The sequence below is a fragment of the Flavobacterium sp. SP2 genome (assembly GCF_057626655.1).
In genome coordinates this window covers 182,615-209,046 of the sequence record NZ_JBVHBT010000002.1, presented here as the reverse complement: position 1 = coordinate 209,046, position 26,432 = coordinate 182,615, and the positions used below count along the sequence as shown (strand labels likewise).

The 26,432-nt window shown below is 32.1% G+C and carries 26 protein-coding genes; 11 read left to right on the top strand and 15 right to left on the bottom strand.

Features of this window, described 5'->3' with window-relative positions; translation table 11 throughout:
- Positions 1–13 precede the first annotated feature (13 nt).
- Entirely contained in the window at positions 14–538 is a 525-nt protein-coding gene (gldD, locus tag ACZ098_RS05395) for a gliding motility lipoprotein GldD (protein WP_487311207.1), read from the top strand.
- Between the two features lie 118 nt (positions 539–656).
- Positions 657–1,244: a fasciclin domain-containing protein gene (locus ACZ098_RS05390; protein ID WP_487310719.1), complete on the top strand. Its 588-nt coding sequence runs from the start codon at positions 657–659 to the stop codon at positions 1,242–1,244.
- Positions 1,245–1,323: 79 nt separating this feature from the next.
- Here ACZ098_RS05390 and ACZ098_RS05385 read toward each other — a convergent pair whose 3' ends face one another.
- On the bottom strand, positions 1,324–1,704 hold the full coding sequence (locus tag ACZ098_RS05385) for a heavy-metal-associated domain-containing protein (protein ID WP_487310718.1): 381 nt from the start codon (positions 1,702–1,704) through the stop codon (positions 1,324–1,326).
- Between the two features lie 100 nt (positions 1,705–1,804).
- On the opposite strand from ACZ098_RS05385, the gene ACZ098_RS05380 reads away from it, so the two are divergent.
- Positions 1,805–2,671 carry a DMT family transporter gene (locus ACZ098_RS05380; RefSeq protein ID WP_487310717.1) on the top strand — a complete coding sequence of 289 codons (867 nt, stop codon included), beginning with the start codon at positions 1,805–1,807 and terminating at the stop codon, positions 2,669–2,671.
- An 84-nt stretch (positions 2,672–2,755) separates the two neighbouring features.
- Positions 2,756–3,199 carry a hypothetical protein gene (locus ACZ098_RS05375; protein ID WP_487310716.1) on the top strand — a complete coding sequence of 148 codons (444 nt, stop codon included), beginning with the start codon at positions 2,756–2,758 and terminating at the stop codon, positions 3,197–3,199.
- Positions 3,200–3,256: 57 nt separating this feature from the next.
- On the opposite strand, the gene ACZ098_RS05370 is transcribed toward ACZ098_RS05375, so the two are convergent.
- A complete protein-coding gene (locus ACZ098_RS05370) occupies positions 3,257–5,311 on the bottom strand; it encodes a M16 family metallopeptidase (RefSeq protein WP_487310715.1) in 2,055 nt (684 codons plus the stop codon).
- Positions 5,312–5,364: 53 nt separating this feature from the next.
- Positions 5,365–6,696, bottom strand: coding sequence for a M16 family metallopeptidase (locus tag ACZ098_RS05365; protein ID WP_487310714.1), 1,332 nt, complete (start codon positions 6,694–6,696; stop codon positions 5,365–5,367).
- Between the two features lie 219 nt (positions 6,697–6,915).
- Here ACZ098_RS05365 and rplU point away from each other — a divergent pair, with 219 nt between their 5' ends.
- The 7 genes from rplU to ACZ098_RS05330 all read left to right on the top strand — a co-directional run bounded on the left by rplU (position 6,916) and on the right by ACZ098_RS05330 (position 12,825).
- On the top strand, positions 6,916–7,584 hold the full coding sequence (gene rplU, locus ACZ098_RS05360; RefSeq protein ID WP_487310713.1) for a 50S ribosomal protein L21: 669 nt from the start codon (positions 6,916–6,918) through the stop codon (positions 7,582–7,584).
- 31 nt (positions 7,585–7,615) lie between these two features.
- A complete protein-coding gene (gene rpmA, locus ACZ098_RS05355) occupies positions 7,616–7,876 on the top strand; it encodes a 50S ribosomal protein L27 (protein ID WP_487310712.1) in 261 nt (86 codons plus the stop codon).
- 144 nt (positions 7,877–8,020) lie between these two features.
- Positions 8,021–8,761 carry a hypothetical protein gene (locus ACZ098_RS05350; protein WP_487310711.1) on the top strand — a complete coding sequence of 247 codons (741 nt, stop codon included), beginning with the start codon at positions 8,021–8,023 and terminating at the stop codon, positions 8,759–8,761.
- Positions 8,762–8,901: 140 nt separating this feature from the next.
- Positions 8,902–10,080: an acyl-CoA dehydrogenase family protein gene (locus ACZ098_RS05345; protein WP_487310710.1), complete on the top strand. Its 1,179-nt coding sequence runs from the start codon at positions 8,902–8,904 to the stop codon at positions 10,078–10,080.
- A 124-nt stretch (positions 10,081–10,204) separates the two neighbouring features.
- Positions 10,205–10,987: a DUF3050 domain-containing protein gene (locus ACZ098_RS05340; protein WP_487310709.1), complete on the top strand. Its 783-nt coding sequence runs from the start codon at positions 10,205–10,207 to the stop codon at positions 10,985–10,987.
- 228 nt (positions 10,988–11,215) lie between these two features.
- Positions 11,216–12,118: a metallophosphoesterase gene (locus ACZ098_RS05335; RefSeq protein ID WP_487310708.1), complete on the top strand. Its 903-nt coding sequence runs from the start codon at positions 11,216–11,218 to the stop codon at positions 12,116–12,118.
- A gap of 2 nt (positions 12,119–12,120) precedes the next feature.
- Positions 12,121–12,825: an SGNH/GDSL hydrolase family protein gene (locus ACZ098_RS05330; RefSeq protein ID WP_487310707.1), complete on the top strand. Its 705-nt coding sequence runs from the start codon at positions 12,121–12,123 to the stop codon at positions 12,823–12,825.
- Positions 12,826–12,831: 6 nt separating this feature from the next.
- Here the strand turns inward: ACZ098_RS05330 and ACZ098_RS05325 are convergent, their stop codons facing one another.
- The 12 genes from ACZ098_RS05325 to ACZ098_RS05270 form a co-directional block, all read right to left on the bottom strand.
- Positions 12,832–14,328: a polyamine aminopropyltransferase gene (locus ACZ098_RS05325; RefSeq protein WP_487310706.1), complete on the bottom strand. Its 1,497-nt coding sequence runs from the start codon at positions 14,326–14,328 to the stop codon at positions 12,832–12,834.
- Positions 14,328–14,543 carry a DUF350 domain-containing protein gene (locus ACZ098_RS05320; RefSeq protein ID WP_487310705.1) on the bottom strand — a complete coding sequence of 72 codons (216 nt, stop codon included), beginning with the start codon at positions 14,541–14,543 and terminating at the stop codon, positions 14,328–14,330. The genes ACZ098_RS05325 and ACZ098_RS05320 overlap by 1 nt, the downstream gene beginning before the upstream one ends.
- A 190-nt stretch (positions 14,544–14,733) precedes the next feature.
- A complete protein-coding gene (locus ACZ098_RS05315) occupies positions 14,734–15,822 on the bottom strand; it encodes a DUF4178 domain-containing protein (protein ID WP_487310704.1) in 1,089 nt (362 codons plus the stop codon).
- A gap of 138 nt (positions 15,823–15,960) precedes the next feature.
- Positions 15,961–16,323 carry an S-adenosylmethionine decarboxylase family protein gene (locus ACZ098_RS05310; protein ID WP_487310703.1) on the bottom strand — a complete coding sequence of 121 codons (363 nt, stop codon included), beginning with the start codon at positions 16,321–16,323 and terminating at the stop codon, positions 15,961–15,963.
- 97 nt (positions 16,324–16,420) lie between these two features.
- Positions 16,421–16,753, bottom strand: a complete 333-nt coding sequence (locus tag ACZ098_RS05305) for a 2Fe-2S iron-sulfur cluster-binding family protein (RefSeq protein ID WP_487310702.1) — start codon at positions 16,751–16,753, stop codon at positions 16,421–16,423.
- The gene (locus ACZ098_RS05300) at positions 16,753–17,376 is read right to left on the bottom strand and encodes a DUF6563 family protein (protein WP_487310701.1); all 624 of its coding nucleotides are present in this window, start codon (positions 17,374–17,376) and stop codon (positions 16,753–16,755) included. Before ACZ098_RS05300 ends, ACZ098_RS05305 begins: the two co-directional genes overlap by 1 nt.
- Position 17,377: 1 nt before the next feature.
- Entirely contained in the window at positions 17,378–18,430 is a 1,053-nt protein-coding gene (locus ACZ098_RS05295; RefSeq protein ID WP_487310700.1) for an NAD(P)/FAD-dependent oxidoreductase, read from the bottom strand.
- A gap of 87 nt (positions 18,431–18,517) precedes the next feature.
- Positions 18,518–18,757, bottom strand: a complete 240-nt coding sequence (locus ACZ098_RS05290; RefSeq protein WP_487310699.1) for a NifU family protein — start codon at positions 18,755–18,757, stop codon at positions 18,518–18,520.
- 74 nt (positions 18,758–18,831) lie between these two features.
- A complete protein-coding gene (locus tag ACZ098_RS05285; RefSeq protein ID WP_487310698.1) occupies positions 18,832–19,962 on the bottom strand; it encodes an Mrp/NBP35 family ATP-binding protein in 1,131 nt (376 codons plus the stop codon).
- Positions 19,963–20,102: 140 nt separating this feature from the next.
- Complete coding sequence (locus ACZ098_RS05280; RefSeq protein ID WP_487310697.1) at positions 20,103–21,410, bottom strand: TolC family protein; 1,308 nt, start codon at positions 21,408–21,410, stop codon at positions 20,103–20,105.
- 164 nt (positions 21,411–21,574) lie between these two features.
- A complete protein-coding gene (locus tag ACZ098_RS05275; protein WP_487310696.1) occupies positions 21,575–23,998 on the bottom strand; it encodes an ABC transporter permease in 2,424 nt (807 codons plus the stop codon).
- A 1-nt stretch (position 23,999) separates the two neighbouring features.
- Positions 24,000–26,429: an ABC transporter permease gene (locus ACZ098_RS05270; protein WP_487310695.1), complete on the bottom strand. Its 2,430-nt coding sequence runs from the start codon at positions 26,427–26,429 to the stop codon at positions 24,000–24,002.
- Positions 26,430–26,432: the final 3 nt, after the last annotated feature.

Sequence of the window (26,432 nt, the reverse complement as noted above, 5' to 3'; positions counted from 1 at the left end):
TCTATGCAGTTGTATGCTTGTTTTTTTGTCGAGTTGTAAAGACGATGTTTTACCCAAACCTCCAAGTCAGCTTAGATTAGATTATGCTGTAGCTGAGTATGCAAGATTTGAAAATCATTGTCCCATAACTTTTGACATGAATGCTGATGCAACTATAAAAGAGAATGGAAATTGCGGTTTTTCGATTACATATCCTAAAATGAAAGCAACGGTATATTTAACATACAAGCCCGTAAATGGTGATATCAACAAATTGTTAAGCGACGCGCAAAGACTTACTTATGAGCATGTTATTAAAGCCGATGATATTTTAGAGCAACCCTATCTTAATCCTGATAAAAAAGTGTACGGTATGTTTTATAGAGTAAATGGTAACGCAGCTACTAACGCACAATTTTATGTAACCGATAGTACGAAACACTTTCTAACAGGTTCGGTTTATTTTTATGCAAAACCCAATTATGACTCAATAATGCCAGCGGCAGATTATATCAAAAATGACATGCAACGCATCATGGAAAGTGTCAATTGGAAATAAAGAAGCCTGATACTTACAGAAATCGTTCCTAAAGTTATATTTTGTTTAATTATATGTTAAAAAAGTTAAACAACAAAAAGTTTACTTTACATTTGTGTATAACTTAATAAAAAACATTATGAATTTAGGAAAAAAAATTAGCGTTATTGCAATGATTGCTGCAATATCAGTATCATGCGATGGTAAGAAAAAAGAAGCTGAAACAGAAGTTGCAACAGACACAACACAAGTTGCTGCCGATACAACTCAAGCAGTTGCAGCAACAACAATTGTAGATGTAGCAGCTGGTAATCCAGACTTTTCAACATTAGTAGCAGCGGTAAAAGCTGCAGGTTTAGTTGAAACACTTAGTGGTGAAGGACCATTTACAGTTTTTGCTCCAACAAATGCAGCATTTGAAAAATTGCCTGCTGGAACAGTTGACGGTTTATTGAAACCAGAAAATGTAGAAAAATTAAAAGGATTGTTAACGTATCACGTTGTTTCTGGAAAATTTGATGCGGCTGCAGTTACAGATGCTATTACAAAAGGTAACGGAAAATATACAGTTACTACAGTTCAAGGTGGAAAAATCGATTTGAGTTTGAAAGACGGTAAAGTTGTTTTAACTGATGCAAACGGAAAAACGGCTACAGTTGCTATAGCTGACGTTGCTGCTTCAAACGGTGTAATTCACGCAATTGACTCGGTAGTAATGCCTAAATAATTATTAATTCTGCATGAAAAAACCGCTACAAATTTTTAGTTTGTAGCGGTTTTTTATTTTTCAATAAATCAAAAAAAATTTAGACTTTATTACCAGTCTTAATTTCTGAAACTTTATACGTTTTACCATCAGCTGTAGCTTCTACTTTTTTAACTAAATCGGTAGAAGTCAATTTATCTGCATCAAAATTTACAGTAGCTTGTTTGGTGTCAAAATCTACTTTTGCATTTTGAACTCCATCCATGTCTGCCAATTCTTTTTCAATTGTTTTGGCACATCCAATAGCGCAAGACATTCCGTCAATTTTAAAACTTGCAGTTTCAGGTTTGGTAGCAACAGCAACTTCTTTATTAGTTGTTGTAGTTTCTTTTTGAGATGACGCCTCAGTTCCTTTATCTTTGCAAGCGAATAAAGTTGAGGATGCAATTAAAATTGTACAAATTGTTTTAGAAAAATTCATAATATATATTGTTTATTATTAATCAATTCAATTAAGACACAAAATTACATTTTTTTTATTCGGACAATTAATAAAATTTTCACAAATTATAAAGCAAATTATGTTAACAAAACAACTCAAATGGATTTTATTATTTGTCCTGGCCTTAATTTGGGGTAGTTCTTTTATCTTAATGAAAAAAGGGTTGCTGGGTTTAACTCCATTTCAAGTTGGCGCTTTACGAATTGTGTTTACATCTATTTTTGTGATACTAATTGGCTTTAAAACGTTGCCTGAAATAAAACGATTTCAATGGAAATACATTGCTATAACTGCGGTATTTGGCACTTTTATTCCTGCATTTCTTTTTCCGTTAGCCGAAACTAAAGTGAGTAGTTCTATATGTTCCATTCTCAATTCGTTAACACCATTAAATACCTTGCTTATAGGTATTCTTGCTTTTGGTCTAGGTTTTAAGCGAATCCAAATTATTGGAGTTTTAATAGGACTAGTTGGAACTTTAATTTTAATATTTAATGGGAATGAAGTAGGAACAAGCGAAAATTATTATTTTACCCTATTTGTCATTATTGCATCGGTTTGCTACGCTATAAATGTAAATTTGATAAAAAAGTATTTATCAGATGTGAAGCCACTTGCCATTACAACAGGTAACTTTTTGGTGATGTTGGTTCCGGCTTTAGTTGTTCTTTTTAGCACCGATTTTTCTTCGAGAATGTATTTTCAAGAAACACAAACGGCCATGTTATACATTGTGCTACTAGGCGTTGTGGGAACAGCAATTGCCAATATTATTTTCTTTAAATTAATACAAATGTCAACGCCAATTTTTGCTACTTCGGTTACCTATTTAATACCAATTGTAGCTTTCGCTTGGGGATTATTAGACAACGAATCGTTAACATTAATGCAGTTGTTTGGAGCTTTTGTAGTTTTGGTTGGAGTTTATTTGGCAAATAAAAGGTAGTTTTTCATAACGAAATGAATTACAAAATTCATACATGTTATTTTTTTTCATACATTAGTGTAACTAATTCGCCAAAAACCATTTATGAAAAAAATAATTACAGCACTACTTAGCTGCATTACCCTAATTGGTTGTACATCAAACGATGAAAACACCAATGAAGCAAGTGCTATTGAAATTCCAATTCCCGAAAATTTAACAGGTTCTTGGAAATTTGTTGGTATTTATAATTATTTGGATATCGATCAAGTTGATCATCCGAATATTGAATATTATGAAAATGGCACTATTTTGTCGTTTAACGCCAACAATACTTTTAACGATACTAATGGGATTAATAATAACGGCACTTTTACAATTTTTTCCGACTCAGTGTTGACGCGTTTTTACAATGGGAATAATTCAATTGAACCTTTTAGGGTAAAAATTGTGACGTTGAATGATAGTATTTTAGATTTTACGTGTACCAATCAGAACAACATAGGTACTTGTCCATGTGAAGCGTATCGATATAAAAAAATAGAATAAACAAAAAAACCGTTTCAAATTAATGAAACGGTTTTGTCAATTTAATTGATGATTGAACTATTGAAAATCGGCATCGGTAATACCTTCGTTAACTTTCACTTCAGTTAGTTTAATATCTAATTCTATTCCAATATTCATTACTGTATTAAATGGCACTTTCACACCTTTTACATCGCGGTAATCATTGAAATAAGTTGTAGAAGTATTCTTTTTTCCACCTTGTTCTTCAGTTTGAGATTCGGCAGTTTTTAAACCACTTTTTACGTCAAAATAAGAAACTTTATCACCATCTACAACAGCATAAGCTTCGCTTCCGTTTATAGTTTCTATTCCAGAAACTGTTACGCCAGGTTTTGCAGCCAAGGTAAGTTCAGAAAACGGAACCGCTTCTTGTTTTGCTTTTACCAACTCTTCACCTTCGATATTTTTTTTCTGTCCTTGTTGTGTTTGATATGCTCCTTTTTCGTTTACCACTTGTTTCATCAAGCTCATTCCAGGCATTGATAATTCTACCATCATTCTACCTTTAGTATCAACTTTAGAAATATAACTTAAAGGTGAAGGAATTTGAGGTATTTTGGTTGTTCCTACCGATGCAAGTGATTTTACAGATTTTACTGCTTTTTCTCCACCAATAGCGGTAAGGTATGCATCAACTACAGTTTTTACCGTAACTCCAGCTGGAGTAGGTTTTTTCATAGCAGGTTTGTCTGTTTGATTACCAAATTTATCAAAATAATACATTGGTATTTTTAATTTTTCAAGTCCAGGAATTACGTCAGCACCTTTTCCAACAACTAATATTCTTAAATTATCTTGTAAAAAATATTTGTTTGCTACACGCATAACGTCTTCTGCTGTAACTGCATTGATGTTTTTGATATAATTTTCGTAAAAATCTGATGGTAATCCTTGTACTTCAGTATTCAAAGCATAACGAGCAATGGTTGCAGGCTTTTCAACTTGCATCACAAAACGTCCTACATATCCTGCTTTAACATTATTCAATACATCGTCTGCTACTTTCTCAGTACGGATTTTTTTAATTTCTTTCATGAACTCTACCACAGCACTATCAGTAACCATGTTTCTTACCTGAGAATTGGCTTTAAATGTGCTAGCCATATATTTGTCAACTCCAACGTTAGATCGTGCTCCGTAAGTCCAACCGTGTGCTTCTCTTAAGTTCATGTTCAAGTAACTGTTAAAGTCACCACCAAGAACTTGATTCGCGATGATTACTGGGAAAAAGTCAGCATCAGACATTTTCAATTCAACCGTGTTTATCAACGAAATTTCAGATTGTACTGCGTTTGGCATGTCTACAAAGTTGATTTGTGTAAACTGTACATTCGAAGGATTAGAGTAAGTAAGTCTTGGCGCAGTTGCTTTAACCCAAGAACCAAAAAGTTTTTCAACAGCTTTTTTAGTGTCTTTGAATTTTACATCTCCGATAATTACTAAGTAAGCATGTTCTGGTACAAAATGTGATGTATAGTTAGCTTTTACATCGGATAAAGAAACATTATTGATGGTTGCTTCAGACAAATATTCTCCTGCTGGATGATTTTTTCCATAAGCCAATACGCGTTCTACTCGTCCAGCTACTGCTGTAACTGATTTTTCTTGAGTTTTTAAGTTTTCGATAAGTTTTTCTTTTTCTTTATCAAATTCTTCTTGTGTAAAATTTGGATTTAAAGCACCGTCTGCCATTAATTCCAAAATTCTTTTAGAATATTTAGACAATCCTGATGCCGATGCGCCAGAAGAATAAAAATTGATGTTGGCTCCAAGAAAATCAATTTCTTCGTTAAAAGCGTCTTTAGAAATTTTAGTAGAACCATTTCCTATCAATGAACTTGTAAGTTCATCAACTCCTTTTTTATCACCTTCTGCATATGGTGCGTTATCTAAAGTTAAGTTAAACGATACTCTTGGTAGCTTATGGTTTTCAACCACCATTACCTTTAATCCATTTGGAAGTGTAAATGTTTGTGGTTTGTTAATATTTACTTTTGGCGCAGCGCCTGGTTTTGGCTGCGGTCTGTTTTGTGCTTGCATAATTACTGTAAGGAACAAACTTGTTACTAATAGTGCTATTTTCTTGCTCATACTAAATGTGTTATTATTTTTTCGAATTTGAATCAATAGTTTCATGTTTTCTTTTATTTGTTTTCAGCTTTATCTTTCGCTGGAACATAGTCTAAGATTAGTCTTTGATTCGGATTTAGGTATTTTTTAGCAATATCTCTAATTTCTTCACGAGTAATAGAGCGGTAAATTTCAATTTCAGTATTGATTAAATTTACATCACCGTACAACATATAATAGGTAGCCAAATTATCTGCAATACCTTCTACACTCGAGTTGCTATCAACATAAGTGTTATCGTATTTATTTTTTAATTTTTGAAGTTCGTTTTCAGAAATCAAATTGGTTTGTAAGTTTACTATTTCAGAATCTACTTCTGTTAAAATATTTTCAGCCGTAAAGTCGCCTTGTGGAATTCCGTATAAAATGTAAGTTCCATAATCTTCTTGGTTGTAGCTAAATGCTCCAATTTGCAAAGCCATTTTCTTGTCATCTACAATTTTTTTGTACAAACGAGAACTTTTTCCGTCAGATAAAATGGTAGAAATCATGTCTAAAACTCTTGCATCTCTAGTTTTCATTGATGGTGTTCTGTAAGCAGCAACCACCATAGGTTTTTGAATGTTAGAGTCTTCATAGCGAGCCTTAATTGTTTGAGTAATTGGTTCTTCTACAAACGTTTTTCTAGTAACAGGCGCACCTTTAGGGATTGATCCAAAGTATTTTTGAATCCATTCTTTAGTTTGAGCAGGATTACTAATGTCTCCAGCAACAATTAAAACAGCATTGTTTGGAACATAAAATTTCTTGTTGAATGCCTGAAATTCCTCAAGTTTAGCTGCGTCCAAATGATCCATTGATCCAATAGTTGTCCAACGGTATGGGTGGTTTTTGAACATGTTTTTCTTAACCTCAGGAATCAATTGTCCGTATGGAGAGTTGTCATAACGTAATCTTTTTTCTTCTTTAACAACTTCATTTTGTGTGTCAACACCAATTTGGTTGATTACAGGATGTAATAATCGTTCTGATTCCATCCACAAACCCAATTCTAGATTGTTTGAAGGAAATACTTCGTAATAATAAGTTCTGTCTTCTGTTGTGTTGGCATTATTAGTACCACCGTTTGAAGTTACAATTTTAAACCATTCGCCACGTTTAATGTTTTCTGTACCTTCAAATAACAAGTGTTCGAAAAAGTGCGCGAAACCTGTACGATCTGGTTGTTCGTCTTTTGCACCAACATGATACATTACCGATGTAATTACAACTGGAGCCGAATTATCATTGTGTAAAATAACGTGCATTCCGTTGTCTAAATCGTATTCTTCAAAAGCTACCTTTTGAGCAAAAGCGGTTCCTCCTAGCATAAGCAAAGTACTTAAAGCAATTAGTGATTTTTTCATAAAAAACTATAAATTTTAGTTGATAGTATGATTAGTAAATATAGTACTAATATTGTTACACAAAAATAAAGGTTTTTTTAACGTGAAGATTAATATTGATATTTAATTAATAGCGTATTAATAAAGCCTTGATTTTTAACGTAAAACTTTTTTGATTTAGGGTTGTGCGTGTAGAAAAATGTTATATATTTGCACACTTAAATTTATAAACAATTTGTTATGTACGCAATCGTAGAGATAGCAGGGCAACAATTTAAAGTAAGCAAAGACTTAAAGGTTTATGTTCACCGTTTGAAAAATGAGGAAGGTTCAAAAGTTTCTTTTGACAAAGTTCTTCTTTTAGATGACAATGGATCAATCACTTTAGGCGCCCCAGCTATAGAAGGTGCTTCAGTAGAAGCAAAAGTATTACAACACTTAAAAGGTGATAAAGTAATTATCTTCAAAAAGAAAAGAAGAAAAGGTTACAAGAAAAGAAACGGTCACCGTCAGTATTTAACACAAATTCTTATTGAAGGAATTAGTGCTACTGGTGGAAAGAAAGCAACTCCTGCGGCTAAAAAAGAGGCAACTCCAAAAGCAGTAGAAGCTACAGAAGAAAAAGCGCCTAAGGCTGCTAAAGCTTCTAAAAAAGCTGACGATTTAGTAATTATTGAAGGAATTGGACCAAAAGCTGCTGAAGCATTAGTTGCTGCTGGAATTGATACATTTGCAAAATTAGCGAAAGCTTCTGCAGAATCAGTTAAAGAAATTCTTGATGCATCTGCTAATAAAGTACAGCATTTAGATCCTACTACATGGGCACAACAAGCACAACTTGCTGCTGATGGTAAAATGGACGAATTAAAAAAATTACAAGATGAATTAAACGGCGGAAAAGCAGTTTAATTAATTAATAACCTATAAAACCTATAACATCATGGCTCACAAGAAAGGTGTCGGTAGTTCGAAGAATGGTAGAGAATCACATTCTAAACGTTTAGGCGTTAAGATTTATGGTGGTCAAGCTGCAATTGCTGGAAACATTATCGTAAGACAAAGAGGTTCAAAACACAATCCAGGAGAAAACGTTTACATTAGTAAAGATCATACTTTACATGCAAGAGTTGATGGAGTTGTGCAATTTCAGAAAAAAGCTGGCGATAAGTCGTTTGTTTCTATTATTCCTTTTGAAGCATAATCTAAATATATTTTAGATTTTTAAAACCGTCCAGAAATGAGCGGTTTTTTTATGGGCTAAATTTAAATTTTTATTTAACTTTTATTTGGTTAAAAAGTAGTTTGCATTAGTTAATTTAGAGGTACAAAACCAAACTAAATCAACATGTTTAAAATCTACTCAATAGCATTTCTTCTATTTTCTGCCTTAGTTTTTTCTCAAAATCCTGTGATGATGACTGGTAAGGTTATGCATCAAGGAAATCCTGTCAAAAATGTTGATGTAGTTAATATCACAACCAAAAAAAGTGCTGTGACAAATGATAATGGTGATTTTTCTATAGAAGTAAAAGAAGACAACAGATTAATCTTTATTTCTAAGGATTTTTTAGACAAGAACATTATAGTTTCGAAATATGACCTAGCTAAAAAGTCAATAACGATTCAGTTGGAAGCAAAGCCTATTGAACTAGACGATGTTGAAGTAAGAGCAAAGGAATCAGTTAAGAATCTTGTTACCTACGAAGAGTTAGCAAAGATTCGAATTGAAAAAGAAAATTCACCATTACGAAATGCAGCAGTTTATGATGGCAAATTGATTAACGCTGTAGATTTTATTCAGATTGGAAAAATGATTGGAAAATTATTTAAAAAGAAAAATAAAAAAAATAAAAGTAAAGCGGAGAATTTTAATTTTAAGGACTATGCAACCAATAATTTTTCGAAAGACTTTTTTACAACTACTTTGGAATTAAAGCCAGATGAAACTTCACTTTTCTTAGATTTTTGTCAAGCAGATCCGAAATCTAAAGAAGTTGCACTATCGGAAGATGAATTTACAATACTTGATTTTTTAATCAATAAGAAAACAGAATTTCGTAAATCGATTACTACTTCCAATGAATAAAAAGTGCTGCTAAAGACTCTCTTATAGATTTAGTGGTCTTCTATTTTTATTATTCTTAAAAAAATATAACATTCGTTCAATGGAATAATAAATTAGTTTACGTAATTTTGCAATCGTTTTCGTAAACCAAAAAATAGACTATGAAACCAGATTTATTTCAATCACCAGATTACTACTTGTTAGACGATTTACTAACAGACGAACATAAATTAGTTAGAGATTCTGCTCGTGCATGGGTAAAAAGAGAAGTATCTCCAATTATTGAGGATTATGCACAACGTGCTGAATTTCCAAAACAAATCATTAAAGGTTTAGGAGAAATTGGCGGTTTTGGACCATATATTCCAGAAGAATATGGTGGAGCAGGATTGGACCAAATTTCATACGGATTGATCATGCAAGAAATAGAAAGAGGTGATTCGGGCGTTCGTTCTACATCATCAGTTCAATCTTCTTTAGTTATGTATCCTATTTGGAAATTCGGAACTGAAGAGCAACGAATGAAATACTTGCCAAAATTAGCAACTGGAGAATTCATGGGTTGTTTCGGATTGACAGAACCAGATCACGGTTCAAATCCTAGCGGAATGACTACCAACTTTAAAGACATGGGCGACCATTATTTATTGAATGGTGCCAAAATGTGGATTTCGAATGCACCTTTTGCTGATGTTGCTGTAGTTTGGGCAAAAAATGAAGAAGGAAGAATTCACGGATTGATTGTAGAACGCGGAATGGAAGGTTTTACAACGCCTGAAACGCACAACAAATGGTCACTTCGTGCAAGTGCTACTGGTGAATTGATTTTTGACAACGTAAAAGTTCCAAAAGAAAATTTATTACCAGGAAAATCAGGTCTTGGTGCTCCAATGATGTGTTTGGATTCTGCAAGATATGGTATCGCTTGGGGTGCAATTGGTGCTGCGATGGATTGTTATGATACTGCTTTGCGTTATGCTAAAGAAAGAATTCAATTTGACAAACCAATCGCTGGAACCCAATTGCAACAGAAGAAATTGGCTGAAATGATTACTGAAATCACTAAAGCGCAATTGCTTACTTGGAGATTAGGCGTTTTAAGAAATGAAGGTAAAGCTACAACTGCTCAAATTTCTATGGCAAAAAGAAACAATGTTGATATGGCAATTCATATCGCTCGTGAAGCACGCCAAATTCTTGGAGGAATGGGAATTACAGGAGAATATTCTATCATGCGTCACAGTATGAACTTAGAATCTGTAATTACTTACGAAGGAACGCATGACATTCACTTGCTAATAACAGGTGCAGATATTACTGGAATTCCAGCCTTCAAATAATAGATTAAACAATAAATAAAATTGATATAAAAAGCTTCTCACATTCGAGGAGCTTTTTTATTTTTGTGTAAATTATTACATCCAATACTTCCATAAATCTCGTATATAATTAAAAAAAATCGCCATGAATATTGAAAAAATAAATACTAGTATTCAACCTCAAAAAGATCAATTATTACAGCATTCGTTATACGAAAAAGTTAAAACAATTGAAGATTTACATACTTTTTTAGAAAACCACGTTTTTGCCGTTTGGGATTTTATGTCGCTCCTAAAAGCGCTTCAAGAAAAACTTACGTGTACAACAACGCCTTGGTTACCAACAGGTAATCCTGCAACAAGATACTTGATAAATGAGATTGTTTTAGCAGAAGAAACCGATTTAACACTTGACGGAAAAAGACTTTCACACTTTGAAATGTATATAGATGCAATGGAAGATTGTGGTGCCAATACGGCTCCAATTTCGGCTTTTTTAGAAAATGTAAATCAAACCCAAAACATATTTGTTTCTATTAAAAAAAGCGACTTACACCCTAATGTAAAAGCCTTTTTAGACTTTACCTTCAGAATTATCGACGAAGGAAAACCTCACAAAATTGCAGCAGCTTTTACCTTTGGTCGTGAAGATTTAATTCCGAGTATGTTTACCGAAATTCTACGTAATTTTCAAACCAATTTTCCAGAAACTAACCTAGATAAATTAGTTTATTATTTTGAAAGACACATCGAACTGGATGCCGATGAGCACGGACCAATGGCAATGAAAATGATTTCAGAACTGTGTGGAACTAACGAAACAAAATGGCAAGAAATGCAAGACGTGTCGATCGAAGCACTAGAAAAACGCATCGGTCTTTGGAACGCTATTGAAGAACAGATTATCGAAAAATTAGAATTGGTTTAAGAAGCATTTTCCAGCTATACGTTTCAAGAAAACCGGGTAAAGCAACATTTTTCTACATAAAAAAAGAGCTTCTTTGGTCGCTTTTTTTTCTGTGAAAAATTAGTTCCTTTACCCGGTTTTGCTTTTCACTACTATCTGGGCTAAGCCCTAAATTCGCGATAAAATTTTCAATCAAAAAGCACAATCGTACCAAAACAATCGTATTTTTGATAACCATTACTGTATAAAATGTCATCACAAACACGTTTATCGCGCGCCTATAAAGAAGCAAAACGAATTCCTTTCAACAACACTGACAAATTTATATTGTTCAGCGATTGTCATCGTGGTGATTCTAGTTTTGCCGATGATTTTGCCAACAATCGAAACATTTATTTCCATGCCTTAAATCAGTATTTTAAGGATAATTTTCAATACATCGAACTTGGTGATGGTGACGAACTTTGGGAAAATCTGTCGTTTAAAGACATCTTTGAAGCCAATAAAAACGTATATCTATTAATACAAAAATATTTCAATCACAACCGCTTGCACATGATTTATGGCAATCATGATATGGTTTATCGAAATGAAAATGTAACCAAGAAATTGCTTTCAGAATATTTTGACACTAAAGAAGGAGTGAATATGCCACTTTTTCCAAGTATAAAGTTTCACGAGGCATTAGTTCTTGAAAATATCGAGACCAAGCAAGAATTATTTTTAACGCACGGTCATCAAGCCGATTTTATGAATTATGTTGGTTGGAAATTCAATCGGTTTTTAGTTCGAGTTCTCTGGAAACCTTTGCAAGTTTGGGGAATTAAAGACCCAACAAGTCCGGCTAAAAATTATATCGAATTAATAAAAGTAGAACGCCGCATAAAAAAATGGATTGCTGACAACGGAAATAAAATTACTATAACTGGTCATACACACCGACCACGATTTCCAAAACCGCAAGAAAACTTACTCAACTATTTCAACGATGGAAGTTGTGTACATCCAAGAAGCATTACTGGAATCGAAATAGTAGAAGGGAAAATGGCTTTAATAAAATGGTTTATCGACACTAAAGAAGATGGTGTTTTACAAATTGTGAAAGAGTATCTTGAAGGTCCAATTGAGTTAGAAAAATACAAATCGTTATAAAAATGAAACTGCATTTTAAAATAGTAATTCTGAGTTTTATATTCGCAATTTTTGGTTGCTCAACAGACAATCAAGTTGTAAACAATACTTCAAATCCACCTGTTACACTCAATTATTTGGCGCTTGGAGACAGTTATACAATTGGTCAAAGTGTTTGCGAAACCTGCCGATTTCCAATTCAATTACAAGATAGTTTGAAGGAAATTTTGCCTTCAAATAAAATAATTTCTACAGAGATCATTGCCACAACTGGTTGGACAACAACTAATTTAAAAGCAGCAATTGCATCACAAAATCCACCAAATAATTATGATTTAGTGACACTTTTAATTGGTGTTAATAATCAATATCAAAACAAGCCATTTAGTTTATACGAACAAGAATTTCCTGAATTGGTTACAACTGCAATTCAAAAAGCTGGAGGAATTAAAGAGCATGTTGTTGTGGTTTCAATTCCAGATTATGCTTATACACCATTTGGTTATGGTGCGCAAAATATTTCCAACGGAATTTTACAGTACAATACTTTTGCAAAGAACTACTGCGAACAAAACAACATCGCTTTCGTGAACATTACCGATATCACTCAGTTGGGATTGCAACAACCAAACTTGGTTGCTTCGGATGGTTTGCATCCATCTGAACTGGCTTACTCTAAATTTATAGAACGTATCTTACCTAAAGCGAAAGTGATTTTAGGGTTGTAATTCTAGTTAATAACTACTCCATTCTTTATTAAAGATTGTAACTAAATTTTGGTTGTTCAATCTATTAATCAAAATTTCTTTTGACAACATGTCTTTAGAAAAATGGGTTAAACTATTCCAATCATAATCATAAAATCGTAATCCTTTTAATTTCCGTTTCAAGGTTAATGTTTTTGTTGAATTATTAACCATGTTAAAACCCCATTCGCCAAATGAAGGTAAATAAACATGATACGGTTTGACGTTTTGAAATGATTGTTTTAAGGTTTCATTTATACACCAAAACGATTTTGGAGCAAAAAATGGTGAGGTAGATTGTACCGTAAGGATCCCATTGGCAGTAAGATGATGCTTTACTTTATCATAAAACGTTGTAGAGTATAATTTCCCAAGACTAAAATTGGAAGGATCAGGAAAATCAATAAAAATCACATCATATTTTTCCGAATTCGAATCGAGCCATACAAATGCATCACTATTAATTACTTCAACTTTTTTGTTTAGCAGTGCATTATTATTAAGTTTCTTTAGCAAAGGATTTTTTCTGAAAATAGTGGTCATTTCTTTATCGAGATCAACAAGTGTAATTTTCTTAACCTCATTGTACCTAAGTATTTCTCTCGCAGCCATTCCATCGCCACCACCTAATATCAGTATGTTTTCAATATGATTTGCGAAAGACAGTGCAGGATGTACAAAAGCTTCATGATAACGATATTCATCAAATGAACTGAATTGAAGGTTATTATTTAGATATAATTTATAATCATTTCGTTCATGTGTTACTACTACTCTTTGATACTTGGTAGTCTTGGAAATAATGATGTTTTCGTTATAAAGACTTTTTTCAGAAAACGAAACTATTGCATCCGAAAAAAATAGTGTTACTACCAAAACCAAAAGCATAATTAGTGCTTTAATTCTTAAATAAAGTACGTTTTTCACATGTTCTTTCAAAAAAAAACTCATAGCAATTCCAACAAGAATATTAAATAATCCAAAAATTAAAGATGTATTTATCAATCCGAATTGTGGAACAAAAAATAGTGGAAAAGCAATAGAAGCTAATAATGCACCTATATAATCGAACGTAAAAACATTGGAAACAAGCGTGTTAAACTGAAATTTATCTTTTAGAATGATCATCAATATTGGAATTTCTAAACCCACCAAACATCCAATAATGAAAACTATAAGGTATAAGTAAAACTCAAAATATTCTACATAATTAAATATAAGAAATAGTAGCGGCGCACTCAAACCGCCAATTAAACCAATAACTAATTCAATTTCAATAAACTTATCTACTAAATTATTAGTAATAAACTTTGAAAAATAGGAGCCAATTCCCATTGCAAAAAGATAAATACCTATTACAAGTGAAAATTGAGTTATGGAGTCACCAAGTAAATAGCTTGCCAATGCGCCGGCAATTAATTCATAAACTAATCCGCAAGTAGAAATAATAAAAATAGTAAATAAAACTAGTCTTTCAATTTTCATTATCCATGAATTGCAAAACCAATTATAAGAGAAATTCCCAAAATAAATGCTGCTAAAACAATAGCTAACGCAGTGTTCTTATTTTGTACTATTTCTTTCCAAGTGTTTTCTGGAGTTAATTTTTCAAGAATATAATAACAAATTAAAAGGATAAAAAATCCTAACATTGAATACAAAACTGAATTTAATACTGGCTTTAGTAAAATATCTTCCATTTTTTTTATTTGTGTTGATAGTTATTTGAATTGTAAAATCGGTTTATTCGTGATCTTTTTTCATGTTCTGTTTTTTCACAATTACAGATTCTGTTTCCAGAAAGTGTGTAGTAAAAATAGCCACTTACAACGAGTAAACTTATAAGTAGCGCAATTTTATTTTCTATGATAAACGCTTTTATTTTTTTCATTATTCTTTTGAATAGGGTGAATAGTCACTGTCATTCCATCTGCGTTGTTCAAAACTATTTTTAATGAAATACAACATAATGATGATTACTAAAAAAATGACAAAGGCAGAAACAAAATTCCAATTATCACTTTTATCCCAATAAACATCTATTTTAAGCCTAGAATTTATTTGATCATTCGTGTCTTTATTTGGAATGAATGAAATTTTATATTTGCCAGAGCTTACTCCGCAAATATTAAATTCTTCATTGGTATTGCCTTCTGACCAATTTTCACCACCTTCATAACCGTGATAATATTCTAAATCTTTTGAAAAGTAAGATGATTCTCCTGTAGTTTGATTTACTAATGAAAAATCTGTGGCAATCCAAGAATTGTCTACATCAGAATCTATAAATATTTTCAACGGTGCAATTGGACCTTTTAACTCAAAAATATCGGTAGAAATTTCTTTATTATTTTGATCTAACAAATTGATTTCGCTGGAATAAACCAATTGATTTTTCGAAATACTACTGAAATACAAATGACAAATTAAAATAAAAATACAAGCGCCACAAAAGACAATAATCGTATTATTTAAATTAAAATAAAAGGGCTGAACCATTCCTATTTGTGAACGGCTAGGAACTGATTGAATATTGAAAAGACTTTTCACATCTTTTGCAGAAATGTGCTTTCCGAGGTAGGAAATATATTCTCCATCTTCAATTTCTACTGAAAGTAAATTTGGAGGACAAATGAAATCATAATAGGCAATGTTCTCTTTGTTATTTATTTCATATTCAAAAAATCCAACGCCTGTATAATCATTGCATTTACCTTTGTCAAAAAGTCTATAATCTACTCCTTCATGATAGATTTCTTTCTTAGTCTTATCAAATTTCTTTATTGCTATTTCTTCAGAAACTGTCCAATTTCCGTTTTCTTCAGTAAAATATTTTTTGGTGTTATTTTCAGATAGTAACTCATATTCCAGCCAAGAATCAAAGGAAAGGTCTTTCTTCAAGATAACATTTGCAACAACATATGTTTGATTTTCAAAATCGATGGTTGTTCCAATTGGAATGTTATAATTAAATGACAACCTATTAGAATCTAATAATTTTAAAATGCCATTCTCTTTCCTATGAAGTTTAAAGCAGTTTATACAAATATAGTATTGATATGAAATTTCATATGGCAAACTAATTTTATGATTACAACTCAAACAATTTACATCCATTTATCTAAATATTTCGTGTGCTGTAATAATTTTTCCTTCAAAAAAAGCAACAAATTCGTCTATAATTTGTCTAACGGTTACGGTGTTATCTCGGTTGTAATTGCACAAGTAAACATCTAATGTTAACTGTTCAAATTCTGGCCAAGTGTGAATGCAAATATGAGATTCTTTTAAACAAATAGCAATAGTAAAACTGTCATTATCAAAATTATGCGTGACAACGCCAACTTTTTCTAAATTGTATTTTGCTAAAATTACTTCAGAAAAATTTAAAAAGTTTTCAGAATTAATAAGTTTGTCAATTTTGCTGACTTGTAAAGTAACTAATTTATGTAATCCTGGTGAGTAAGTAATTTGATTCATCAAAATAGAATTCCAATTTAATTTTAGGAATATTCTGATTATACGTAAGTGTTAAAATTTTGTTACAAAAAAAGCGAAAATTTCTTTTCGCTTGAAGTTATTGTTCTGGTGCAATCTCGATTTCTAATCCATCGATAGCTTCTGTTATTGGAATTTGACAACCCAATCTTGAGTTTTCTTTTACATGGTATGCTTCCCAAAGCATAGCCTCTTCGTCGGGATTTCGTTCTAATGAAATAACATCATTTAAAACATAGCATTGACACGAAGCGCACATGGCCATTCCGCCGCATACACCAACTGTTCCTTCTTCGGCCAATTCATAGGCACGAATCAACTCCATTACGTTCATGTTCATGTCTGTAGGAGCTTGAACTTCATGTCGATTGCCGTTTCTGTCGGTTATAAATACTGTTACGTCTTGTGGCATTATTTTAACTTTAAATATTCTTTTAAATAGTGTTTTAAATAAGCATTTTTGTTTTCTTGCTTTTTAAATTTTTCTAAAAGATCAGGTTTATCAGCAATAATTTCTTTTAAAACTGATTTTGTTAATTCCTTTACCACACCAGTTTCAAAAAATAAAACGGCCAAGTTGATTCGAGCAGTAGGTGCCGCTATAAAAATTCCTCCATTTTGAGAAGTTCGCATTCCATTATCGATTAAAATCTCTAAATATGGATATTTTGCCAATAGCGATAATTTATAAAAAGCGGGTTCGTTTGGCAATTCCGATGTTGGTTGTTGATTGTTGTTGGCCGTTATATAAAAACTTACTCCATCACTAAAACCGAATATTTCGCCCATTTCTTTACTCTTCTCTTTAGAAATATCTAAGGAATAAAAATTTATCTTTTCTTTTCCCCAATTTCCAAAAATGGTTTCCGAAGTAACTTTGATAGTGTGGTTTAAAGTAATTGAAGGTATATTATCTCTAAATTCTTCAAAAGTTCTGTAAATTCCTGCCTTTTTTAAAGTATCACTTAAAATAGGATATTGCGCAAAACAATTAAATGACACTGAAATTATAAAGATAATAAGGATGTTTCTCATCTTAGTCGATCGATTTCACAACTGCTTTTTCAGCTTCTTTTCTAGTTCCGTCAAATCCGTCAACTCCAGAAACGGTTGTGTATTTTAAAACATATTTTTTACCCGGATTGATTCGGTTGTAAACACTTTGACACATTAAAGTAGCTTCGTGAAAACCACACAAAATTAATTTCAATTTTCCTGGATAAATATTTACGTCACCAATGGCGTAAATTCCGTCGATATTGGTTTGATAATCTAAAGCGTTGTTTACTTTGATGGCATTTTTCTCAATTTCTAATCCCCAATTGGCAATTGCTCCCAGTTTTGGAGTCAATCCGAAAAGCGGAATAAAGTAATCCGTTTCAAATACTTGTTGAATGCCTTCATTTTCTAAAATGATACTTTCAACGTGCTCTTTTCCATTAATTCCAACAACTTCTGCAGGTGTAATTAAATTGATTTTTCCAAGTTTTTTCAATTCTTGTACTTTCTCAACTGAATCTAAAGCGCCACGAAACTCATTTCTTCTATGTACCAAAGTCACTTCTGATGCTACATTTGAAAGGAAAATACTCCAGTCTAAAGCTGAATCTCCACCGCCAGCAATTACAATTCGTTTATTACGAAACAATTCTGGATCTTTTACAAAATATTCAACTCCTTTTTCTTCGTAAAAAGAAATGTTTTCTAATTGTGGTTTTCTAGGTTCAAAAGTTCCCAATCCACCTGCAATTGCAACCGCTTTTGCATGGTGTTTTGTTCCTTTATTTGTAGTAACTATAAAAGTTCCGTCTTCTAATTTATCAATAGTTTCAGCCGTTTCAGCCAAGGTAAATCCCGGTTGAAATTGTTTAATTTGTTCCATCAAATTGGTCACTAAATCGCCTGCTAAAACTTCGGGATAGCCTGGAATGTCAAATATTGGTTTTTTAGGATACAACTCTGCCAATTGTCCACCAGGCTGAGGTAATGCATCGATAATATGACATTTTAATTTTAGTAATCCTGCTTCAAATACAGCAAAAAGTCCCGTTGGACCAGCGCCAATAATGAGTATATCGGTTTCAATCATTTTTTAAAATTCTGAGGTTCTTTTTTCAAAGATGCAAAAATCCAAGAAAAAGTATTTTTAATGTATGATAAATATCACTTTCAAAAATTAGGCAACACTCACCACAGTTTCAATTTGTGGAGCATACCTTTTGATGGTTGTTTCAACACCAGCTTTTAGCGTACTAATACTTAAACTACATGTCGTGCAAGCGCCTTCAAATTGTACTTTAACGTGCTTTTCATCTTCTACAGAAACTAACTTTATATCGCCACCGTCATTGTTCAAAAACGGACGAATTTCTTCTAAAGCTTTTTCGATGTTTAGTATTAATTCTTCGTGTGTCATTTTTTTGATTTTTGGTTTGAAAGACTTCTTGAAGTTGGAAAGTTGAAAATCTAACCATCCAACTCTTTAGAAATCTATTTTTTTACAGCAGAACAACCTGCCATTGTTGTGATTTTTATTGCTTCGGTTGGTGCCAATGTTTCGTTTCTGTTTACTGTTTCTTGTACAACATTTCTTGTAATTTCTTCGAAAACACTTTCAATTATTGAGCCAGTTTGTAATGCTGCTGGACGACCGTAATCTCCAGCTTCACGAATGCTTTGTACCAATGGAACTTCTCCAAGAAAGGGAACTTGTAAATCTTCTGCAAGACTTTTTGCTCCTTCTTTTCCGAAGATATAATATTTGTTATTAGGTAATTCTTCTGGTGTAAAATAGGCCATATTTTCAATAATTCCAAGAACTGGAACATTTATAGCATCGGATAGAAACATCGAAACTCCTTTTTTAGCGTCGGCAAGTGCAACAGCTTGTGGCGTACTCACTACAACTGCGCCAGTTATTGGCAAAGATTGCATGATTGATAAATGAATATCGCCTGTTCCTGGTGGCAAATCGATTAACATAAAATCCAAATCACCCCAATCAGCATCAAAAATCATTTGATTTAAAGCCTTGGAAGCCATTGGACCACGCCAAATAACGGCCTGACTTGGAGCTGTAAAAAATCCTATTGAAAGCAATTTTACTTCATAGCTTTCAATTGGTTTCATTTTGGATTTTCCGTTGACTTCAATCGAGATAGGTTTTTCAGTTTCTACGTCAAACATTATTGGCATACTTGGCCCATAAATATCAGCGTCTAAAACTCCAACTGAGAAGCCCATTTTGGCCAAGGTTACAGCTAAATTTGCAGTAACAGTTGATTTTCCAACACCGCCTTTTCCTGATGCTACGGCGATTATATTTTTAATCCCAGGAATAGCTTTTCCTTTTATTTCATTCGGATTTTCTTTGGCTTCGACTTTGATATTTACTTTCACCGTTGCATTTGGAGAAAATTGTTCGTGAATTAGTTTTTTAATATCGTCTTCAGCACGTTTTTTTATGTGCATTGCAGGAGTTGAAATTAACAAATCTACAGTTACTTCATCACCAAAAATAAGGACATTTTTTACTGCACCACTTTCAACCATATTTTTTCCTTCACCAGCAATAGTAATAGTTTCTAATGCTTTTAGGATTTCTTTTCTATCTAACTTCATCTTCTTGTTTAAAAGTTTATGAGTTTAAAATTTTAAAAGTTGTCTGACTTTTTATTTAAACTGAATATGAATTGCAAAGATAGTAAGAAGTTTAAAAGTATGACAGCAACAAGCTTTAAAGTTTTGTTATAATGAGATAGTTATAACTTATTGAGTTTTATCAAATTGATTTTGAAATTGGTATATTGAATTTGTAAGTTGTTTTTTAAAACATCATATTCTGATGAAAGCAATTGATTTTTTACCGATGAAAGTGAAATTGACTCGATTTTTCCTGATAGAAATTTGGCTTGCGATGTTGTAAAAGAAGCTTTTGCATAGGAAAGTGTTTCCTCAAATTTACTTTGAAGTTGCAAATAATTGAGTTGATTTTGCTTTTCTAAAGCAATTTGATTATCAATTTTTTGTTGCTCTTGACTGATGAAGAGTTTGTTTTTTTCGGTTTCGATTTTAGTAGCAACATTCTTTTTATTGTTTCTAAATCCATTAAAAATGGGTACACTTAATTGAAGTCCGACTTGCTGGTTTTTATTGTCTCCTAGTTGATTACTAAAACTTGGCAATCCTGCTGTTGATTGATTTAGGGGTTTGAAATAAAAGCTTGAAATAGAGTAAAATGTAGATAGAGTAGGTAAGTTAGACGCCCTTTGAACGTTTAATTCTTTCAAACTACTTTGGTAATTTAGTTCAGCAGATTTAACTTTCGGATTGGAAATTTCGTTCGAAACTGAAGTTGTTTCATCGGTCGAATTTGAAACTAAAACCACTTTAGAAATTGAAACATCAGTAGCATTTAACAATTGAAATAATTGCATTTTCTGGATATTGTATAATTGTTCGGTTTCTAAAATTCGTTTTTCTTCTTGAGCAAAACTTAATTGTACATCGTATAAATCGCTTTTGGGTTTGCTTCCAATTTCGACTTCTTTAGAAATTCTGTCCAAATTGAAAACAGCATTTTTGAATTGTTCGCGTTGAATTTTCAGTAATTCTTGCGTAAAAAGTGCTTGATAATAGCTGTCAAGAATTTGAAGTTTATACTCGTTTTCTATGATTTCTTTATCGGCTTTGGCTTTTTCAATATCGATTTTATTTTTCTGCGCATTTGCGAAAGCACTAAAATCGATTAGATTCATATTGGCGTTGATAAAGAAATTATCATATTGGATGTTTGAACTTACACGACCATTGGTTGAAGGATCGATGGTAGAACCAAAATTATACGATTGACTTCCATTGAAACTGACGTTGGGCAAAAATTGATTCCAAACACTATTTCGACTTTTTTCAATACGTTTTACTTCCAATTGGCGGATTTTTATTTCGATATTGTTTTCTAATGCTTTATCGATGCATTTCTGCAACGGCCAAGTGGTTTCCTGACCGTTAGCAAAATTGCTTAAAATAACTATTAAACTCAATACTATTATGTTCTTTATGTGATTCATTTTTAGTTTATTTTTCGCCACGGATTTAACTAATTGTTTTTAGTTTCGGTAATTTTATTTCTCGCAAAGACACAAAGACACAAAGTTCAACGCCTATTTTATTCGTGTCTTTGCGTCTTTGCGAGACTGATATAAAAATTTTTGGAATTGAATTTTGAAATTGATTATTCATATTTTAAATACTTCAAAACATCAACTTGCGTTGCTTGATAAGCTCTTGACAAAACCACGATTAAAGTCAAAATCAATAGAATTATAAATCCGACCAAAAATGGAATGACAGAAATATCAATTCTGAACGCAAAATTTTCTAACCATAAATTCAACAGATAATACACCGGAAACAGCGCAATTAGAAATCCGATGATGCAAAATACGATGTACTGTTTTGATAATTCTTTTAGTAATATAGTGGTTTCTGCACCGAGTGTTCTTCTGATCGCGATTTCCTTCATTCGATTTTGAATTGAAAATGATGCCAAAGCAAATAATCCAAATAGCGCGATTAAGATTACCACAATATTCAAAACCGAGAAAAGATTCCTCTGACTGATGTAATCGCTGTAAGTTCGGGTAAAATTTTTATCGACAAAATCGTAAGAAAATGGATAACGAGTATCGATTTTTGTAGTCCAAAAATTTTCTATTTCTGCAACCGTTTCAAGGCTATTTTCAGGATTTATTTTTATATAAATTCTGCTTAAAAAACTACTTTCTGAAATGGTTTTCAAATGATAAAACAGCATCGGCGGAACATCTTTTTGTGGTCCTAAAACATTGAAATTCTCTACTATTCCAACAATTTTCAATCTTCGAATTCCTGGATTTTCACCATCATCTCTAACTTCAAATTCTTTTCCTATAGGATTTTTTTCACCCATCATTTTCACCGTTGCCTGATTTACAAGTACCGAACTTATTGTATCTGATGCGAATTTTGGCGAAATATCTCGTCCTTGCACCACTTTGATTTTCATCAAATCTAGCAATCCAAATTCCATTGACATATTATCAACTTCAACATCTTTTCCTTTATAGGTAAAAACAGAAGAAAAATAACCGCCAAATCCAAAAGAAAAATTACCAGCAGAAACTTTTTCAACACCTTTAATCTTGAGTAATTCATTCTGAATCATTGTAAAATCTTTGGGTTTTTTGGGTTCGTTTAAATTGATGTTCAAGACTTGATTTCCGTTGAAACCTATATCTTTATTCATCATAAAATTGACTTGCTGAAAAACGATATAAGATCCAATTATGAAAAAAGAAGCTATAGCAAATTGTAAAATAAGCATGGAATTTCTGAACCATATTCCTTTTTTACTTCGACTGAAATTTCCTTTTAAAACATTTAAAACTTCAAAATTTGAAATGTAAATCGCAGGAAAAATTCCGGCAAAAAGGATTGTAATTATAAAAACCAAAAGCAACTGAATATAAAACTGACTGCTATTTATGACCAATTCTTTCGATAAAAACTGATTGTAATACGGAAGAAAAAGCTCTACAAGAGCCAGGGCAAAAAGTATTGCAAACGCAGTAATAAGCATCGTTTCCATTACAAACTGAAAAACAATTTGCGTTTTTGTTGCGCCAATAATTTTGCGAACGCCAACTTCTTTAGCACGTTTTACAGCATTTGCTGTAGCAAGATTGATATAATTCACGACAGAAAGAATTAAAATCAGGATTGACAAACCCAACATAATCAGCAAGAATTGATAATTTCCGCTTCCTTCTGGATAACCATTTACAACTTTTGAATGTAATCTGGCGGTTGCCAAAGATTCTAGATAAGGTTTGTCTAAACCAAAATTCTTGATGTATTCATCTACTGAAACTCCTTTTTCTCTGGCAAATTTTTTCGCTTGCTTTTCGACATAAATGTTCCAGATTTGTTTTTCAACTGCTTCTTTACTATCGGGATTTTTTAATTTTAATACTAAATAACAAGTATGACTTTGCCAATTATCAGCATTTTGTTTTACATTTTCTTCAAATTCTTCACGCAAAACAACAGCAGGCGCAACTGACGATTTTTCTGAAACTTTATAAACGCCACCAACTACGCAATTTTTGTCTCCAATTTTTAGTGATTGATTTATGGGATCTTCATCTCCAAAAATTAATGCTGCTGTTTGTTCAGAAATTGCTACACTATTTTTATTTTTCAATGCATTTTTGGCACTTCCGTTTATAAATTGAAATGGAAAAAAAGAAAAGAAATTCCCTTCCGATTTTAGGATTTTTTGCACCATTTCTTTCTTGTCGTTGTACTCAATTAGTGAACCGTTGTACCATGGTTGAAAATTACAATAGGATTCTATTTCAGATGAATTTCGCTTTAAAGCTTCACCCAACGGAATAACATTGTAAGCCAAAAAACCCGATCGTGGCTGATCATTTACAACTTGAAAAACGGTTTCTTTCTCTGGATTCCAAGCGTTGTAACTTTGTTCATCGTTCCAATATAAGATTGCGAAAATCAATCCTGCGATGCCAATACTCAAACCCAAAACGTTCAAAGCCGTGAAAAGCTTGTTGTTTTTGATTTGGTATAGAAATATATTTATCCAATTTTGTAGCATTTTACTCGTATTTTAAATAGTTTAGAATATCAATTCTTGTTGCTTGATAAGCTCTTGATAAAACCACAACTAAGGTTAAAATCAGTAAAACAATAAATCCGACGATGAATGGAATAATTGAAATATCAATTCTGAAAGCAAAATTCTCCAACCATAAATTCAGTAAATAATATACTGGAAATACAGCAATTAGAAATCCGATTACACAAAAAACGATGTATTGTTTTGATAATTCTTTTAATAACACATTCGTTTCTGCTCCGAGTGTTTTTCGGATAGCGATTTCTTTCATGCGTCTTTGAATTGAAAATGATGCCAATGAAAACAATCCGAAGAGTGCTATTAAGATTACAATTACGTTTAATAATGAAAATAAATTCTTTTGCTTTACATAGGTTTCATAAGTTCGAGCATATTGTTTATCCACAAAATCATATGTAAAAGGTTCCTCACCATCAACACTTTTTACCCAGAATTTTTCGATGTCTGCTAAGGTTTGTTCCATGTTTTCTGCCTTTACTTTCACATGAATTTTATTGCTGTTTTGCAACATCCAGTCTATAGTTTTAAAATGGAAAAAAACCATCGGCGGAATTTCAGCTTGTGGACCATATAAGTTGAAATTTTTTACAACGCCTACTATTTTTAATTTTTTTTCATTCCAATCTATTTCTTTTCCTATCGGATTTTTTTCACCCATCATTTTCATTGTTGTTTCATTTATCAACATTGAGTTAATGGTATCCGAAGCAAATTTTTCTGATAAACTCCTTCCTTCTTTGATTTTGATTTGCATCATTTCTAACATGCCAAAGTCAATACCCATATTTTGTCCTTGGATATTTATACTTTTATATTGGAAACTTGAAGAACTGCCTGAACCAATTCCAAAAGAAAAAGCTCCAGTTGCTACTTGTTGCACTCCATTAATTTTAGAAATCTCTGCTTTAACCATGTTATATCGGTTGTACACTTTTTCTTTATAACCTTCCTCTTTCCAGTCATATTTATTTTTATAATTTATAGAAAGAACTTGGTCGCCTTTAAATCCTAAATCTTTATTAGAAATATATTTTATTTGTTGAAAAACAATATAAAAACCAATAATAAAAAAAGTAGCAATTGCAAATTGAAAAACCAACATACCGTTTCGCAACCAAATACCACTTTTACTTCTTCCGAAATTGCCTTTGAGAACTTTTAAAGTTTCAAAATTAGAGACATAAACGGCTGGGAAAATTCCGGCTACACCAATGGTTATGATAAAAATTACTACCAATTGAGCGTAAAATTGACTTCCAAAAATGACTATTTTTTTTCCGAGAAATTCATTGTAATAGGGTAATGATAATTCTACAATCACTAAGGCCAATAAAATTGAAAATGTTGTAATTAGTATCGTTTCGAAAATAAATTGCTTGATTATATTAGATTTTGATGCACCAATAATCTTGCGAACACCTACTTCTTTAGCTCTTTTTATAGCATTTGCAGTAGCAAGATTGATGTAATTTACAATGGAAAGAACTAAAATTAAAATTGATAATCCCATCATAATCATTAAAAACTGATAATTTCCTTTACCTTCGGGATAATCATTTGTAATTGAATGAAGTCTAGAATCTTGTAGTGACTCTAAAACTATCTTCATAGGTTCTTCATCATATTTTTTTAAATATTCTTCTGGTGTTAATCCTTCATCTTTTGCCCATCGAAGTAAATTGTTTTCATAATGCAATTTTTCAATTACTCCTTCAACTTTTTGTTTTGAATCGATGTTTTTAAGTTTTACAAAAAGCCCAAAATTAAAATTCCCCCAAGGATTATTTTCTGGTTTCAACTTATCATCAATAAAGTTAGTTACCATTTCGGGTGCAATTGCTGATTTTCTGTTTGATATATAAATGCCTTTAACTGCTAATTTTCTTCCCGAATAGTCAATGGTTTTGTTCATTGGGTTTTCATTTCCGAATAATTTTTTGGCAACCACATCTGAAATTGCAACACTCGTTTTAGAAAGACAATTTTTCGGATTTCCTTTTATAAATTCAAATGGAAAAAATTCAAAGAAGTTATTTTGTGCATCTGTAATTACAAATTTTTCTTTTTTATTGTTATACTGAACAAGTTCATCATAATAACCCAAATTCAAATAGCAATGTGAGTCAACATCATTGGTTTTGTTTTGCAAACTCGCACCAACTGGTCCTGGTGAATTTGCCCAAACAACATCATCACCAAGATTATTGACCACTAGGAAAACCCTTTCTTTATTGGGATTCCAATTGTTATAACTGTGTTCGTCGTTCCAGTATAAGATTGCGAAAATCAATCCTGCGATGCCAATACTCAATCCCAAAACATTCAAAGCCGTAAAAAACTTATTGTTTTTGATGTGATATAAAAATATATTTATCCAATTTTTTAGCATTAG